This is a genomic window from Paracidovorax oryzae ATCC 19882, assembly GCF_000687165.1.
Classification (GTDB): domain Bacteria; phylum Pseudomonadota; class Gammaproteobacteria; order Burkholderiales; family Burkholderiaceae_C; genus Paracidovorax; species Paracidovorax oryzae.
The window spans coordinates 17,105-31,358 of the sequence record NZ_JMKU01000026.1; the positions used below are offsets into that span (position 1 = coordinate 17,105).

The window sequence follows — 14,254 nt, forward strand, 5'->3', positions numbered from 1 at the left end:
TGCCGGAAGCAGCGGCGCCCGCCGCTCCGGTGCCGCCTGTGCGGGGCATGTCCGCGTGGGCGCTCCGGGTGGCCCAGTGGCCCATGGCCACGCGCATCGCCCTGCTCGTGCTGATTCCCATGCTGCTGCTGGTGTCCGCGGGCGGGCTGTGGATGCGCGGGCAGGTGCACCGCAGCCTGCTGGAGGGTTTCGAGCAGGTGCTGCGCGACAAGGCCCAGCGCGTGGGCGCGCGGCTGCAGCGGGGCCCGGCGGGGCAGCTTCGCGAGGCCGCGGGCGGGGCGGACGAATTCAGCGCCATCTATGCCGGATGGTACTGGCGGGCCGAGGCCGGCAGCGAGGTGCTGCGCTCCCGCTCGCTCTGGGACATGGGCAGCCTGCCGGCCGCGCCCGGTCCGGTGCCGGGATCGGCCGTGCTGCACCCGGCCACGGGCCCGATGCAGGAGCCCCTGCTGGCGCTCACCGTCCCCATCGCGCTGGGCCAGCCTCCCGTCGCGGTGGCGCTCACGGTGTACGGCCCCGCCGACCAGCTGCAGCGCAGCGTGCGGCAGATCGACCGCAACCTGCTGGCGGCCGGATGCGTGCTCCTGGCCCTGGCCGGCGTGCTGGCCTGGCTGCAGGTGCGCCTGGGGCTCGCGCCGCTGCGCCGGCTGGAGGCGCTGATCGCGACGCTGCGCGGGCCGCAGGGCGCGGGCTCCGACGTGGCGGAGCACCTCGCGGCGCCCACGGGCAGGGACCTGCAGCCCCTGCAGAGCGAGCTGGCCGGCCTGCTGGCGCACAACGCGCACGTGGTCGCCCGAGCGCGGGCCCATGCGGTGGACCTGAACCACGCCCTCAAGAAGCCCCTGGCGCTTCTCGGCGCGCAGGCCAGCGCGCATCCCCAGGTGGCCAGCGCCGAAGTGCGCCGCCAGGTCGAGGCCATGGCGCAGCTGGTGGACCGCTACCAGGGGCGCACGCTGAGCGATGCCCTGCACGCCCATCCCGGTGCGGGTGCTCCGGCGGTCGATGTGCGCGAATGCGTGGGCCAGGTGCTGCGCATGATGCAGCGCCTGCATGCCGCGCAGGAACTGGACTGGGTGCTGGAGGACCGCACCACGGGCCCGGTGCGGTGGCGCGGGGAGCGGGCGGACCTGGAGGAGGTGCTGGGCAACCTGCTGGACAACGCCGGCAAATGGGCGGCCTCCCGCGTGCGGGTCACGCTGTCGGCCGAGACTGTCGCCGGCCAAGGCCGCCTGGGCCTGGACATCGAGGACGACGGCCCCGGCATGACGCCGGAGCAATGGCAGGCCGCAGGCCGGCGCGGCGTGCGGTTCGACGAGTCGGTGCAGGGCAGCGGCCTGGGCCTGGCGATCACGGGCCAGATCGCGCAGGCCTATGGCGGACGGCTGGAGCTCTATCGCAGCGCCGACCTGCGGGGCCTGGGCGTGCGGCTGGAAATGCGCGGCCTGGTCCTGCCTGCAGGCACGCCGGCCGGCTAGCTGGCCGGCACGGTGCGGCGGCGGCCCGGCTGCAGCAGCACGACCAGCGCGCCGGCACCGCCTTCGGCCGGGCGCGCCTGCACGAACGCCAGGACTTCCTTCTTCTGGACGAGCCAGCGCTGCACGCGGCCCTTGAGCACGGGCGTCTTGCCGGGCGAGCCCAGGCCCTTGCCGTGCACCACGCGCACGCAGCGCAGGCCGGTGCGGTGGGCCAGCCGGATGAATTCGCCCAGGGCCTCGCGCGCCTCGTCGGTGCGCAGGCCGTGCAGGTCGAGCTGGCGCTGGATGCTCCAGTGCCCGGCGCGCAGGCGGTGCGTCACGTCGGTGCCGATGCCGGGGCGGCGGAAGCTGAGCTGGTCGTCCACGTCCAGCAGCGTGCTCACGTCGAACTCGTCGCTGATCGCTTCCCGCAGCACCCGCTCCTCGTCGAGCTCGCGCTGCACGGGCTGCGGCTCGGGGGGCTCGGGCAGGTGCCAGCGGCGCTCCTGCGTGCCGCGCAGGGCCTGCACCGGGCCGACCGCATCCTGGAAGAGCATGCGCTCCGCCCGCGCGCGGCGCGCGGCCTCCTGCCGCTCGCGCAGCAGCCGGGCCTCGCGCTCGGCGGCCTCGGCCAGCGCCTTGCGCAGCGGTTGCAGGTCCTGGAGGGAGCGGGCTTTCACGGTCATGGAATGCCGGTTGTATCCGATCTGCCCGCCCGCCTGCAGCGGCGGACCGAGTAACCGGAAAAGCCGCGCGGGCCGGCTTGCGCCCCAGGTCCGGCAGGCGCTAGACCCAGATGTCGTTGGGCGCCGTGCGTTCGCCGCCGGCCTCGCCCGTGTTGGCCACGCCGCGCGGCTCCACCAGCATCAGCCAGACTTCACCCTGTGCGCTGGGGCGGTGGGGCATGCCCCGCGGCACGACGAACATGTCCCCGGCCCGCAGGTGCACGGCCGTGTCCGGCAGGTCGATGCGCAGGTGCCCGCGCACCACGATGAAGGCCTCGTCGGTTCCGTCGTGCTGGTGCCAGATGAAATCGCCGTCGATCCTGGCGAGCTTGAACTGGTAGTCGTTCATCTCCGCCACGACCCGGGGCTGCCACAGGGCGTCGATGAGGGAGAACTTGTGCGCGAGATCGATGGCAGCGGGAACTGCCTCCGGGGTGTCGGCGGTGCCGGGAATTGTGGACAGGGTCATGGACTTGGGACAGGTGATGGAAACAGCGCCACAGCTTAGGCAGCGCTCCATCCACCGTCTTGCACGATCGTGCAACCTGGCCGGCCGGCCGCCCTCAGCCCCTGGCCTGCATGCGGGCCCAGCGCGCGGGCGGCACGCCGAAGGCCTGCACGAAGTGCCGCGTCATGTGGCTCTGGTCGTGGAAGCCCGCCGCTGCGGCCGCCTCGGCGAGCGGCGTGCCCCCGGCGATCAGGCCCCGCGCCAGGTCGAGGCGCCGCAGCACGAGGTAGCGGTACGGGCTGGTGCCGTAGAGCGCCCGGAAATCACGCGACAGGCGCCAGCGGTCCTGCCCGCTCGCCTGCTCCAGGTCCGCCAGCGTCAGGGGGCGAGGCGACGGCAGCTGGGCGTGCAGGAAGTGGCGGGCCCGCTCCGCGGCTTGCCAGTCGCAGGTGCGGCGCCCGCCGGCCGGCCCGGACACCGCGCACAGCGCCTGGGCCAGGTCGAAGAGCGCGTCGTCTTCTTCCAGAGGGTCGAGCGGGGCGTCCATGCGGCGCAGCAGCGCCTCGACGGGGGGCGCCAGCCGCGGGTCGGACGTGATGCCGCCGGGAACGAACGGCAGCGGCCGGCCGCCGAGCATGGACTGCAGCAGCGCCGGGGGCACGTACACCATGCGGTAGCGGAAGCCGTCGCCGGTGCCCGCGTGGCCGTCGTGCAGTTCGTCCGGGTGCAGCACGAGCGTCTGGCCCGGCAGGCTGTGGCGGTGCTCGCTGCGGTAGCGGAAGCTCTGGACGCCCGACAGCGTGCGCCCGATGGCATAGGTATCGTGCCGGTGCGGCGCGTAGCCGTGGCCCTGGAAGTACGCCTCGATGCAGGGGATGCGCGCGATGTTGCCCGCCTGCCGGACCCAGTCGCGGGGAGAGGGGTGTTGCGTCATGGCGGAGCGTCCGGCTCCAGGTACTCCGCCGCGATGAACTGCGTGGACTGGGCCGGGTTGAAGTTGTCGTCGCTCACGAACACGATCACGCGGCCGCCGCCGGGCAGGGGCGGCCCCCAGGCCATGCCCTCGAGGTTGTCCACGGCATCCAGGCCGGGGCCGGGCATGTCGGCCACGAGGGTCTTGGCGGCCGGGGAGTGGTTGCCGGGCTCCAGCCGTTCGATCGCCAGCGTGTCGGTGGCGGTGCGGGTGTCGATGCGGTAGAGGCGCGCGGAGAAGCCCGCCCCGGCGCTGTAGGCGCGCTCCAGCACCAGCAGGTGGCCCGGGCCATCCGCCAGGATCTCGCTCACGCCGTTGAGCCGGGGGCCCCAGGGAATGCGCCGCTCCCGGGGCACGGCGTCCGGCATGTAGGCGATCTGCCGCAGCGCTCGCCCGCTGGCGAGGTCGAGGGCCGTGATGCGCAGCGGCCCGCCGGGCGCCTGCCGCGTGGGCAGCGGGCCGTCCTGGCGCCAGGCGCCTTCCATGGCCAGCCATGCCGTGCGGCCGTCGGGGGACAGGGCCAGGCCTTCGAGCGTGCGGTTGGGGCGGGGGCCGCGTCCGCTACCCGGCTGCGGCTGGAAACCCGGGGGCAGCGTGAATTCCCGCACGGTGGCCCCGTCGGCGCGGCTTTCGCGCAGCGAAGGCCCGAAGCCCCGCGCGAAATCGCCCTCGCTGGTCCAGAGCAGGGTCCGGCCGCCGGGCAGCCAGCGCACGGCCTCGGGATCGACGACCTCGCCGGCGGCCGGGCCGCCGCGGCGGGCCTGCAGGGCGGAAGGGAAGGGCGCGCCGCCCGGCTGGCGCAGCGTGACGGCGCCGGTGAGCCGGGGGGCTTCCAGCGCGTCGGCACGGTAGTGCATGCGGGCGGTGTAGAAGCGCGCCGGCTGGTGCGTGGAGCGGTCGTCGCTCAGCAGCACCCATTGGTCGTGCACGGGGTCGTAGTCGATGCCGGAAATGCCGCCCACCGTGCTGCCGAGGAACTCCGTGCCGGGCGGGAGGCTCGCGGTGCCGATCCAGCGCAGGCGCGCAGCGCCCGCAGGGGCCCCGGGCCCGTACGGCGCGAGAGGGGCGACCGGTGCGGGCGGCGCGGCGCAGGCCGCGAGCACGGCACCCAGCGCCACCGCGGCGGCCAGGCGGGCGGCGCGGGACGGCCGGCCCGCGCCGGTGGCACGGGATGGGGCCGCGGGCGTCAGATCAGGCCCTCTTCCGCCATGGACAGCGAGGCGCCCGGTGCGACGATGATGTGGTCCAGCACCCGGATGTCCACGAGCCGCAGGGCGTCGACCAGCGACCGGGTGAGGGTTTCGTCCGCGCGGCTCGGCTGCACCTGGCCGCTGGGGTGGTTGTGCACCAGCACCACGGCGGCGGCGTGGTGGTGCAGCGCGCGCACCACCACCTCGCGCGGATAGACGCTGGCCTGCGACAGGGTGCCGCGGAACATCTCCTCCATGGCGATGAGGCCGTTCTGGCTGTCCAGGAAGAGCACCGAGAACACCTCGTGCGGCTTGCCGCCCAGGTGCAGCTGCAGGTAGTCGCGCACGGCGCGCGGCGAGTGGAACAGGTCGCGCTTGGGCAGCGTCTGCACCAGCATGCGGCGCGCCAGCTCCAGCACGGCCACGAGCGACGTGCGCTTGGCAGGGCCCAGGCCCTTGATGCGCTTGAGGTCGTCGGCATCGGCCTGCAGCAGGCCGCCGATGCCGCCGAACCCGCCGCGCAGCGCGCCGGTGGCCGGATCGGGCAGCGCGGGCGAGAGCAGCTCCTGCGCCATCTGCATCACGCCCTTGCCCACGATGCCCGTGCGCAGGAGGATGGCGAGGAGTTCCGTATCGGAGAGGGAGGAGGGGCCGCGCGCCAGCAGTCGTTCGCGGGGGCGGGCTTCGATGGGCAGAGTCTTGAGAGCCATGGGGTTGCACGAAGGAAGGACAATCGGGGCAGACACCGTGACCGCGGATGGGCGGCATGGATACTGGGTTTTTATACACCATCCGCAAGCTGACAGGCGCTTTTGTCCATGATTTCCAACGCTTTCCCTTCCGTGCCCACCGTGCAGCCCGGGTCCTTCCTGACCCTGCACTACCGCCTGGCGGGCCCTTCGGGCGATGTCATCAACACGTTCGGCGACAAGCCGGCCACGCTGTCCCTGGGGGCCGGCGAACTCTCGCCCGCGATGGAGCAGCGCCTGATCGGCCTGGCGGAAGGCACCCGCACCACCTTCGAGTTGCCGGCCGGCGAGGCCTTCGGCGAGCGCAACCCCGAAATGCAGCAGTGGGTGGCGCGCCGGCTGCTGGCCGAGCTGGGCGATCCCGACGAGCAGTACACCCTGGGCGACGTGGTGCAGTTTCCCACGCCCGACGGCACCGGCAGCTATGCCGGCGTGGTGCTGGAGGTGCGGGACGACGGCGCGGTGCGCTTCGACTTCAACCACCCGCTCGCGGGCCAGCCCGTCACTTTCGAAGTGCAGCTCATCGGAGTGCTCTGACGCCATGGCCATCCAACCCCAGGAAATCGTTCTGGCCGAGCCCCGCGGCTTCTGCGCGGGCGTGGACCGCGCGATCGAGATCGTCGAGCGGGCCCTGCAGAAGTTCGGCGCACCGATCTACGTGCGCCACGAGATCGTGCACAACACCTACGTGGTCAACGACCTGAAGGCCAAGGGCGCGATCTTCATCGAGGACCTGGCCGAGGTGCCGCCCGGCGCCACGCTGGTGTTCAGCGCGCACGGCGTCAGCAAGGCGGTGCAGGCCGAGGCCGAGGCGCGGGGCTTCAGCATCTTCGATGCCACCTGCCCGCTGGTCACGAAGGTGCATGTGGAAGTGGCCAAGCTCGCGAAGGAGGGCTACGAATTCATCATGATCGGCCACAAGGGCCATCCGGAGGTCGAGGGCACCATGGGCCAGCTGGACCATGGCATCCACCTCGTGGAGGACGTGCAGGACGTGGCCCGCGTGCAGCCGGCGCAGACCGCGAAGCTGGCCGTGGTCACGCAGACCACGCTGTCGGTGGACGACGCGGCCGAGATCACCGCCGCCGTGCGCGCGCGCTTCCCCCAGGTGCGCGAACCCAAGCAGCAGGACATCTGCTATGCCACGCAGAACCGCCAGGACGCGGTGAAGGTGCTGTCGGGCCAGGTGGACCTCGTCATCGTGGTGGGCAGCCCCACCAGTTCCAACAGCAACCGGCTGCGCGAGCTGGCGGTGCGGCTGGGCACGCCCTCCTACATGGTGGACAGTGCCGACGAGCTGCGGCCGGAGTGGTTCGAGGACGTGGCCCGCGTCGGCCTCACGGCGGGCGCATCGGCCCCGGAGGTGCTGGTGCAGCAGGTGATCGACCGCATCCGCGCGCTGGGGGCCGTGTCGCTGCGCCGGATGGACGGCATCGAGGAGACCGTGAAATTCCCGCTGCCCAAGGGCCTGAAGATCGACGCGGCCACCGGCCTGGAGATCTCCCAGCGCACGCCCGAGACGGGGGCGGGGCGGTCCTGACCGCCTCCCGCACGGCCCGTTCCGTGGCGCGCGCACGCCACGGCCGGGCCAAATCCCTACGTCGCCGGGCATTGAATCCCCCATCCGGGGTAGGACTTCTTACAATTTGAGTCCGATTCACTCCGAGGGAGCCTTCACTCCCTGTCTATGGAAATAGCAATACTTTTCGCCCTCATCCTTCTCAATGGCCTGTTCGCCATGTCCGAGCTTGCGCTGGTCTCCGCGCGCAAGACCCGGTTGCAGAAGCTGATCGATGAGGGCGATACCGGCGCCATCGCCGCCATGAAGCTCGGCGAAGACCCGACCCGCTTCCTCTCTACCATCCAGATCGGCATCACCTCGATCGGCGTGCTCAACGGTATCGTCGGCGAGGCCGCCCTCGCGGCGCCGCTGGGCGAGTGGCTGCTGTCGGTGGGCATGCCCGAGAAGGCCGCCGGCTACACGGCGACGGGCCTCGTGGTGGTCTTCATCACCTACTTCTCCATCGTCGTGGGCGAGCTGGTGCCCAAGCGCCTGGGCCAGAGCTACCCCGAGACGCTGGCCCGCCTCGTGGCCCGCCCCATCAACTGGCTGGCGCTCGCCACCAAGCCGTTCGTTCGGCTGCTGTCGGTGTCCACCCAGGCCCTGCTGCGGCTGCTGGGCGTGAAGGAGAACACCGCCAGCGCCGTGACCGAGGCCGAGATCCATGCCGTGCTGGCCGAAGGCACGAGCGCGGGCGTGATCGAATCCCACGAGCACCAGATGGTGCGCAACGTGTTCCGCCTGGACGACCGCCAGATCGGCTCGCTCATGGTGCCGCGCGCCGACGTGGTGGTGCTGGACGTGGAAGATTCGTTCGAGGAGAACCTGCAGCGCATCGAATCCTCCGACCACGGCCGCTTCCCCGTGGTGCGCGGCGGCATGGAGAACGTGCTGGGCGTGCTCAACGCCCGCCAGTGGCTGTCGCGCTCGCTGCGCGAGGACGTGCGCGACCTCGCGGCCCAGCCGCTGCAGTCGGCCCTGTACGTGCCCGAGACCATCACCGGCATGGAGCTGCTCGACAACTTCCGCCAGTCCGACCTGCAGATGGCCTTCGTGATCGACGAGTACGGCGAGGTGCAGGGCATCGTCACGCTGCGCGACCTGATCGAGGCGATCACCGGTGAATTCCACGCGCGCGATCCGGAAACCTCCTGGGCCGTGCAGCGCGAGGACGGCAGCTGGCTGCTCGACGGCCACATCCCCGTGCCGGAACTCAAGGACCGCCTGGGCCTGGACACCGTGCCCGAGGAAGAGCGCGGCCGCTACCACACGCTGAGCGGCATGGTGATGCTGCTGACCGGCAAGCTGCCCAAGGTGACCGACACCGTGCAGTGGGAAGACTGGCAGTTCGAGGTGGTGGACATGGACGGCAAGACCATCGACAAGGTGCTCGCCTGCCCGCTGCCCTCGGTCGAGATCGCGCAGCCCCAGGGCGCGGCGATGGCCGACTGAGAGCCGTCAGCTCCAGAGGTCGAGCGGCGGGTCCGCCGCCACCGCGCGAAGGATGTCGGTGCGCGAGATGAAGCCGGCGAGCGTGCCGTGCTCGTCCGTCACCGGCAGCCCGGGCAGGCCCGTGTCCAGCAGCACTCCCGCCACGCGGCGCAGTTCCGTGTCCGGGGCCACCGTGGGCACGGGACTCACCATGACCTCCGACACCGGCCGGCGCGCGAGGTCGATCGCGGCCTTCACGCTGCCGGGCTCGGGCAGCAGGTCGAGCGGCGCCATGTCGGCGCGCAACAGCAATCCCACCACGTGTCCCTGCGCATCCACCACGGGGGCCTGCGCGACGTGGTACTCGGCCAGGGTCTGCCAGGCGTCGTTCACGCGTACGCCGGGCGGCACGGAGAGGGAGCCGGAGGTCATCACGTCCCGTACGTGGGTGAGCGGCTGGCGCGCCTGCTGCGGCCCCTGCTCCGTCTGTGCATAGGCGCTCACGGCCACCTGGGCCCGCAGGTTGACCGGGGCCGCCGGCGCGGCGTCCTGGGCGGGCGGCTCCGGTCCGCGGTCGGACACGTCCGGCCCGCGGGTGCGCAGCGCCTGGGGCCGCTGCACGCGGCGCACGGGCGAGACCTGGTCCAGCTGCTCGGGGCCGCCGCGGTACATCTGGCCCGAGGGGCCGAACACGAAGAACATGGGACGCATCTCCTGCTGAAGGCCGGCCGCATCGCGCGGCCCGTGCCATGTTATCGGCACCCGGCGCCGAAGGTGTGCATACACTGTCAGGTTTCGCCTCCGAAACCCGGGGCGCCGTTCCACCGCATTTCTCCTGGTGTCCGCTTCATGATCGACCGTTCCGCCATTGCCTCCGCGCGGCAGCGCCTGGCCGCCCATCCTGATTTCCTCCGCACCACGCCGCTCATGCGCCTTTCCGGGCGTTCGGCGGGCCTGGGCTGCGCAGAGGTCTGGCTCAAGCTGGAGCACCTGCAGGTGGGTGGCAGCTTCAAGGCCCGCGGCATGCTCAACCGCCTGCTGGCCCAGCCGCTGCCGGACAGCGGCGTGATCGTGGCCTCCGGCGGCAATGCCGGCATCGCCACCGCCGCTGCCGCGCGCTCGCTGGGCACGCGCTGCGAGGTGTTCGTGCCCGAGGTGTCGCCCGAGGCCAAGCGCGCGCGCCTGCGCGCGCTGGGGGCGCAGGTCGTCGTGGCCGGGCCGACCTATGCCGAGGCGCTGCAGGCCTGCCTGGAGCGCCAGCGCGAGACCGGCGCGCTGCTCACCCATGCCTACGACCAGCCCGAAGTGGTGGCCGGTGCCGGCACCCTGGCGCTGGAGATGGAAGAGCAGGCCCGGCGCCTGCCCGACAGCGTGCTCGTGAGCGTGGGCGGCGGCGGCCTGGTCGGCGGCATCGCCGCTTGGTGCGAGGGCCGCGCCCGCGTGGTCGCCCTGGAGCCCGAGGGGGCGCCCACGCTGCACAGCGCGCGGGCCGCGGGCATGCCCGTGGACGTGGCAGTCGGCGGCATCGCCGCCGATTCGCTCGGCGCCAAACGCATCGGCGACATCGCCTGGCAGGTGTCGCAGCGCCACGTGCAGGAATCGCTGCTGGTGACCGACGAGGCCATCCGCGCGGCGCAGCAGTGGCTGTGGCACGAACTCAAGCTGGCGGTGGAGCCGGCGGCGGCGCTGGGCATCGCGGCCCTGCAGAGCGGCGTGTACCGCCCCCGGCCCGACGAGACCGTGGGCCTGGTGCTGTGCGGCGCCAACTGCGACCCGGCCACCGTGGCCTGAGAGCCCGGGCCCGCCGGGCGGGGGAGGGGCCGTAAAATCGCCGGCTATGCTCGACATCCTCCTCCTTCGCAAAGACCTCGATTCCGCCATCGCGCGGCTGGAAACCCGCAAGAAGCCCCAGGCTTTCCTCCAGGTGGAGGCCTTCCAGTCCCTCGAGTCCGAGCGCAAGACCCTGCAGACGCGCACCGAGGAGCTGCAGTCGCGCCGCAACCAGCTCTCCAAGCAGGTCGGCCAGCTCAAGGCCAAAGGTGAGAACGCCGACGCCGTGATGGCCGAAGTGGGCGGCCTGAAGGCCGAGCTGGAGAGCTCCGCCGCCCGCCTGGAGCAGATTCAGGCCGAGCTGCACACGCTGCTCGTGGCCGTGCCCAACCTGCCGCACGAGAGCGTGCCCGTGGGCAGCGACGAATCCGGCAACGTGGAAGTGCGCCGCTGGAGCCCGGACGGCCAGGATCCGAAGCCGCTCGGCTTCCCGGCCAAGGACCATGTGGACCTGGGTGAGCCGCTGGGCCTGGATTTCGACATGGGCGTGAAGCTCTCGGGCTCGCGCTTCACCGTGATGAAGGGGCCGATCGCTCGCCTGCACCGAGCGCTCGCCCAGTTCATGCTGGACGTGCAGACGCGCGAGCACGGCTACACCGAGTGCTACGTGCCCTACGTGGTGAACGCCGATTCGCTGCGCGGCACGGGCCAGCTGCCCAAGTTCGAGGGCGACCTGTTCGCCGCGAAGAAGGGCGGCCAGGACGGCGAGCCCATGCCCGACAACGCGGCGCTCTACCTGATCCCGACCAGCGAGGTGCCGCTCACGAACTTCGTGCGCGACCAGGTCGTGCCCGAAGCCGAACTGCCCATCCGCCTCACGGCCCACACGCCGTGCTTCCGTTCCGAGGCCGGCAGCTACGGCCGCGACACGCGCGGCATGATCCGCCAGCACCAGTTCGACAAGGTCGAGATGGTGCAGATCACCCACCCGGACCGCAGCTACGAGGCCCTGGAGGAGATGACCGGCCATGCCGAAGCCGTGCTGAAAAAGCTCGGCCTGCCCTACCGCGTCATGTCGCTCTGCACGGGCGACATGGGCTTCGGCGCCGCCAAGACCTACGACCTGGAAGTGTGGCTGCCCGCGCAGAACACCTACCGCGAGATCAGCTCCGTGAGCAACTGCGAGGCCTTCCAGGCCCGCCGCCTGCAGGCGCGTTTCAAGAACGCCCAGGGCAAGAACGAACTCGTGCACACCCTGAACGGCTCGGGCCTCGCCGTGGGCCGCACGCTGGTGGCCGTGCTGGAGAACTACCAGCAGGCCGATGGCAGCGTGCTGGTGCCGGAAGCCCTGCGGCCGTACCTGGGCGGCGACAGCGTGCTGGCCTGATTGCACCGGCCCAGCCTCTCGACCCTGACCGCACCGACATGGCCCTCCCCACAAAGCTCAACGTCGGCTGCGGCCGCAGAATCGTCGAAGGCTGGTTGAACCTGGACTGGCAGGCGACGCCGGGCGTGGACATCGTCGCCGACCTCAACGAATGCGGGCGCACGCCGCTGCCGCTCGCCGACGACAGCATCGGGGAGTTCCTGCTCTCGCACGTGATGGAGCACATCCCGAACGTGCTGCCGATGATGCAGGAACTGCACCGCGTGGCCCGCGACGGCGCGCGCATGGAGATCCGCGTGCCGCACGGCGCGAGCGACGACGCCTTCGAAGACCCGACCCACGTGCGCCCGTTGTTTCCCGGCTCGTTCGGCTACTTCTCGCAGCCCTATTACTGGCGCGCGGACTACGGCTATCGCGGCGACTGGGTCACCGAGCGCGTCGAGCTCACCCTGGCCCAGCGCTTCCGCGGACTGACCGTGGAGCAGGCCTGGGAATGCGTCTGCAGCCAGCGCAACGTGGTGGACGAGATGGTGGCCCACCTGCGCGCGGTGAAACCCGCTCGCGCCCCGCTGCGCGAGTTGCAGATCGTGCCGCAGCTGGTGCTGGTCTGACCGGAACACGACAGCCTCTGCGAATCCCGGGGCGATTCATGTGCTGTACAGACCATCCCCGGGTCGAATCGCCAATGGTCTAATGCGATGCCGATCCTTGGCTCCACCCCTGGCAACACACCCATGCGCAGCATCTTCCACCTGGCCTACAACGTTCGCGACCTGGACGAAGCCCGACGCTTCTACGGACAGGTCCTCGGCTGCGCCGAAGGGCGCAGCACCGACACCTGGGTCGATTTCGACTTTTTCGGCCACCAGTTGTCCCTGCACCTGGGCGAGCCATTCGCCACGGCGCGCACGGGCCATGTGGGCGATGTCCTGGTGCCGATGCCCCACCTGGGCCTGGTGCTGGAGCTGCCTGACTGGCAAGCCATGGCGGACCGCCTCCAGGCCGCAGGCACGGCATTCGTGCTGGAGCCCCAGGTTCGCTTCGAAGGCCAGCCTGGCGAGCAATGGACGATGTTCTTCATGGACCCCTTCGGTAATCCCATCGAAATCAAGGGCTTCCGCAGCCTGGGCGATCTGTACAAGACCGCCTGAGTCGATCCAGTGTCGGGGAGATGGGGCGAACTGAATGCATTGAGCGTTGTGCCTCGCAAACTTCCTGCTACAATCGCAGGCTTCGACACGAATGCAGGAGAGGTGGCAGAGTGGTCGAATGTACCTGACTCGAAATCAGGCGTAGTGGCAACACTACCGTGGGTTCGAATCCCACCCTCTCCGCCAATGAACAAAGCCCTTGAATGATTTCAAGGGCTTTTTTCTTTGTGCCACGCGACAGGTGTCCCACTCTGGTGTCCTCACTTTCAGTGATCACTAGCCTTAGAGCGGCTAACACCACCCGCTCAAAGTGCTGCGCAGAGCCTTTATGCTTGGCGCCCTCATGGCAAGATAACGGCCAAGGGGCGATCCGAGCTGGCGATGAGCTTTTCCGGCGATGACGCGAGTGTCATCCGCATCCGCTTCCTTAAAGCATTCAAGGAAGTGGCGAAGCGCCGAGCGCTCCATCACCGAAAGACTGTTGGAACTGGAGCGCCGCGAAACGCCCTCATAGGTGAACGGTCAAATCGGCTCGCGACTGATGAACGAACGGACGAAGGAAAAACTCGTTTTCGCAGAAGAGCGAGCGACCCCCATGGCCGCGGCGCAGCCCGGGTTGCCGCTGCGCTACTGACCCGTACGGGTCGAATTTGGCCATGGGTAGGATGCAGCAGGGGGACTGCTCAGAAGTGGTACGCGATCCCCGCTTGCTTCATGATGGCGTTAGCAGTGAAGCGAGATGCGCAGTTCGTGGAAACGGTGACTGAGATGGTTCCGTTCGTCCAAGTCTGGTGGGAACCTTTTTGCCTGGAAAAAGAAAAGCCGTGCTGCTTGAGCACGGCTATCACTTGGCTGTAGTACCCGTTCATGCGGCCAGAACGCGACCATCCCATGCCGCCATAGGCGGCGTCTTCAGAGGCTTGTGAAGCATGTCCTCCAGAAGCATCTCCGTGCACTCAAAGAGCGAGGTCAGCAATTCTTCTCTGGTGGGCGATTCCACCACCAACCCACGCAGATCAGGGCTGGTTGCCACGAGCACACCAGCTTCGTCGTCCTTGACGACGGCCACCCTGACGACCAGTGGAACACCCAAACGGGCGGCCACCTTCCACCCTGGGAAACCAACTCGATACATCTAATTTTCTCCTGCGGACCCTCCGCACCAGGGGACTCCCTGGTGGTGCAACACCGCGTTTTCCTTGTGATTTGGAGAATTGTGTCACCAAAGTGGTTCCCACGTGAGGCCTATTTGCGACACCACTTCGTAAGCGGAGGGCTATTTTCGTAGTGCTCGGCCTACACGACCAGTACAGATTCCGAACCGCGCAGACCTACGCCATCAAGAACGGCTCGATGCTCTCCAACTCTTCGCCCAGGGCTTGCCGTGCCATGTCCGCGTCGTAGTGGCTCGATGG

At 70.1% G+C, this 14,254-nt stretch carries 16 protein-coding genes and 1 tRNA gene; 9 read left to right on the forward strand and 8 right to left on the reverse strand.

What is annotated here, in order from left to right:
* Positions 1-47 precede the first annotated feature (47 nt).
* Positions 48-1,475: a sensor histidine kinase gene (locus T336_RS0118265; RefSeq protein ID WP_035208301.1), complete on the forward strand. Its 1,428-nt coding sequence runs from the start codon at positions 48-50 to the stop codon at positions 1,473-1,475.
* Here the strand turns inward: T336_RS0118265 and T336_RS0118270 are convergent.
* The 5 genes from T336_RS0118270 to radC all read right to left on the reverse strand — a co-directional run bounded on the left by T336_RS0118270 (position 1,472) and on the right by radC (position 5,500).
* Entirely contained in the window at positions 1,472-2,140 is a 669-nt protein-coding gene (locus T336_RS0118270; protein ID WP_026433633.1) for a Smr/MutS family protein, read from the reverse strand. The genes T336_RS0118265 and T336_RS0118270 overlap by 4 nt on opposite strands.
* A 100-nt stretch (positions 2,141-2,240) precedes the next feature.
* The gene (locus T336_RS0118275) at positions 2,241-2,648 is read right to left on the reverse strand and encodes a cupin domain-containing protein (RefSeq protein WP_051647319.1); all 408 of its coding nucleotides are present in this window, start codon (positions 2,646-2,648) and stop codon (positions 2,241-2,243) included.
* 94 nt (positions 2,649-2,742) lie between these two features.
* Entirely contained in the window at positions 2,743-3,561 is an 819-nt protein-coding gene (locus T336_RS0118280) for an AraC family transcriptional regulator (RefSeq protein WP_026433635.1), read from the reverse strand.
* Positions 3,558-4,718 carry an esterase-like activity of phytase family protein gene (locus T336_RS0118285; RefSeq protein ID WP_244883985.1) on the reverse strand — a complete coding sequence of 387 codons (1,161 nt, stop codon included), beginning with the start codon at positions 4,716-4,718 and terminating at the stop codon, positions 3,558-3,560. The genes T336_RS0118280 and T336_RS0118285 overlap by 4 nt, the downstream gene beginning before the upstream one ends.
* A 68-nt stretch (positions 4,719-4,786) precedes the next feature.
* Entirely contained in the window at positions 4,787-5,500 is a 714-nt protein-coding gene (radC, locus tag T336_RS0118290; RefSeq protein WP_019701490.1) for a RadC family protein, read from the reverse strand.
* Positions 5,501-5,608: 108 nt separating this feature from the next.
* Here radC and T336_RS0118295 point away from each other — a divergent pair, with 108 nt between their 5' ends.
* The 3 genes from T336_RS0118295 to T336_RS0118305 all read left to right on the forward strand — a co-directional run bounded on the left by T336_RS0118295 (position 5,609) and on the right by T336_RS0118305 (position 8,552).
* A complete protein-coding gene (locus T336_RS0118295; protein WP_013596084.1) occupies positions 5,609-6,076 on the forward strand; it encodes an FKBP-type peptidyl-prolyl cis-trans isomerase in 468 nt (155 codons plus the stop codon).
* Positions 6,077-6,080: 4 nt separating this feature from the next.
* A complete protein-coding gene (gene ispH, locus T336_RS0118300; protein ID WP_026433636.1) occupies positions 6,081-7,079 on the forward strand; it encodes a 4-hydroxy-3-methylbut-2-enyl diphosphate reductase in 999 nt (332 codons plus the stop codon).
* Between the two features lie 147 nt (positions 7,080-7,226).
* Positions 7,227-8,552, forward strand: coding sequence for a hemolysin family protein (locus T336_RS0118305; RefSeq protein WP_019701488.1), 1,326 nt, complete (start codon positions 7,227-7,229; stop codon positions 8,550-8,552).
* A gap of 6 nt (positions 8,553-8,558) precedes the next feature.
* Here T336_RS0118305 and T336_RS0118310 read toward each other — a convergent pair whose 3' ends face one another.
* Positions 8,559-9,233 (reverse strand): CBS domain-containing protein, encoded by a 675-nt coding sequence (locus tag T336_RS0118310; protein ID WP_019701487.1) that lies wholly within the window; start codon positions 9,231-9,233, stop codon positions 8,559-8,561.
* Positions 9,234-9,380: 147 nt separating this feature from the next.
* Here T336_RS0118310 and T336_RS0118315 point away from each other — a divergent pair, with 147 nt between their 5' ends.
* The 5 genes from T336_RS0118315 to T336_RS0118335 all read left to right on the forward strand — a co-directional run bounded on the left by T336_RS0118315 (position 9,381) and on the right by T336_RS0118335 (position 13,025).
* On the forward strand, positions 9,381-10,322 hold the full coding sequence (locus T336_RS0118315; RefSeq protein ID WP_026433637.1) for a threonine/serine dehydratase: 942 nt from the start codon (positions 9,381-9,383) through the stop codon (positions 10,320-10,322).
* 46 nt (positions 10,323-10,368) lie between these two features.
* Complete coding sequence (serS, locus tag T336_RS0118320; protein ID WP_026433638.1) at positions 10,369-11,688, forward strand: serine--tRNA ligase; 1,320 nt, start codon at positions 10,369-10,371, stop codon at positions 11,686-11,688.
* 38 nt (positions 11,689-11,726) lie between these two features.
* The gene (locus tag T336_RS0118325; RefSeq protein WP_019701484.1) at positions 11,727-12,299 is read left to right on the forward strand and encodes a class I SAM-dependent methyltransferase; all 573 of its coding nucleotides are present in this window, start codon (positions 11,727-11,729) and stop codon (positions 12,297-12,299) included.
* Positions 12,300-12,422: 123 nt separating this feature from the next.
* The gene (locus T336_RS0118330) at positions 12,423-12,839 is read left to right on the forward strand and encodes a VOC family protein (protein ID WP_026433639.1); all 417 of its coding nucleotides are present in this window, start codon (positions 12,423-12,425) and stop codon (positions 12,837-12,839) included.
* A gap of 96 nt (positions 12,840-12,935) precedes the next feature.
* Positions 12,936-13,025, forward strand: a tRNA-Ser gene (locus T336_RS0118335).
* Between the two features lie 497 nt (positions 13,026-13,522).
* Here the strand turns inward: T336_RS0118335 and T336_RS27615 are convergent.
* Both T336_RS27615 and T336_RS25370 read right to left on the reverse strand, forming a co-directional pair.
* The gene (locus tag T336_RS27615) at positions 13,523-13,732 is read right to left on the reverse strand and encodes a type II toxin-antitoxin system HicA family toxin (protein WP_081483758.1); all 210 of its coding nucleotides are present in this window, start codon (positions 13,730-13,732) and stop codon (positions 13,523-13,525) included.
* A complete protein-coding gene (locus T336_RS25370; RefSeq protein WP_020424848.1) occupies positions 13,705-13,974 on the reverse strand; it encodes a DUF1902 domain-containing protein in 270 nt (89 codons plus the stop codon). The genes T336_RS27615 and T336_RS25370 overlap by 28 nt, the downstream gene beginning before the upstream one ends.
* Positions 13,975-14,254 lie beyond the last annotated feature (280 nt).

Bases quoted from the DNA above. Each gene is read 5' to 3' on its own strand.
- T336_RS0118265 (WP_035208301.1), top strand. From the start codon at position 48: ATGTCCGCGTGGGCGCTCCGGGTGGCCCAGTGGCCCATGGCCACGCGC.
- radC (WP_019701490.1), bottom strand. From the start codon at position 5,500: ATGGCTCTCAAGACTCTGCCCATCGAAGCCCGCCCCCGCGAACGACTG.
- serS (WP_026433638.1), top strand. From the start codon at position 10,369: ATGCTCGACATCCTCCTCCTTCGCAAAGACCTCGATTCCGCCATCGCG.
- T336_RS0118270 (WP_026433633.1), bottom strand. From the start codon at position 2,140: ATGACCGTGAAAGCCCGCTCCCTCCAGGACCTGCAACCGCTGCGCAAG.
- T336_RS0118310 (WP_019701487.1), bottom strand. From the start codon at position 9,233: ATGTTCTTCGTGTTCGGCCCCTCGGGCCAGATGTACCGCGGCGGCCCC.
- T336_RS0118295 (WP_013596084.1), top strand. From the start codon at position 5,609: ATGATTTCCAACGCTTTCCCTTCCGTGCCCACCGTGCAGCCCGGGTCC.
- ispH (WP_026433636.1), top strand. From the start codon at position 6,081: ATGGCCATCCAACCCCAGGAAATCGTTCTGGCCGAGCCCCGCGGCTTC.
- T336_RS0118315 (WP_026433637.1), top strand. From the start codon at position 9,381: ATGATCGACCGTTCCGCCATTGCCTCCGCGCGGCAGCGCCTGGCCGCC.
- T336_RS0118325 (WP_019701484.1), top strand. From the start codon at position 11,727: ATGGCCCTCCCCACAAAGCTCAACGTCGGCTGCGGCCGCAGAATCGTC.
- T336_RS0118330 (WP_026433639.1), top strand. From the start codon at position 12,423: ATGCGCAGCATCTTCCACCTGGCCTACAACGTTCGCGACCTGGACGAA.
- T336_RS27615 (WP_081483758.1), bottom strand. From the start codon at position 13,732: ATGGGATGGTCGCGTTCTGGCCGCATGAACGGGTACTACAGCCAAGTG.
- T336_RS0118305 (WP_019701488.1), top strand. From the start codon at position 7,227: ATGGAAATAGCAATACTTTTCGCCCTCATCCTTCTCAATGGCCTGTTC.
- T336_RS0118280 (WP_026433635.1), bottom strand. From the start codon at position 3,561: ATGACGCAACACCCCTCTCCCCGCGACTGGGTCCGGCAGGCGGGCAAC.
- T336_RS0118275 (WP_051647319.1), bottom strand. From the start codon at position 2,648: ATGACCCTGTCCACAATTCCCGGCACCGCCGACACCCCGGAGGCAGTT.
- T336_RS25370 (WP_020424848.1), bottom strand. From the start codon at position 13,974: ATGTATCGAGTTGGTTTCCCAGGGTGGAAGGTGGCCGCCCGTTTGGGT.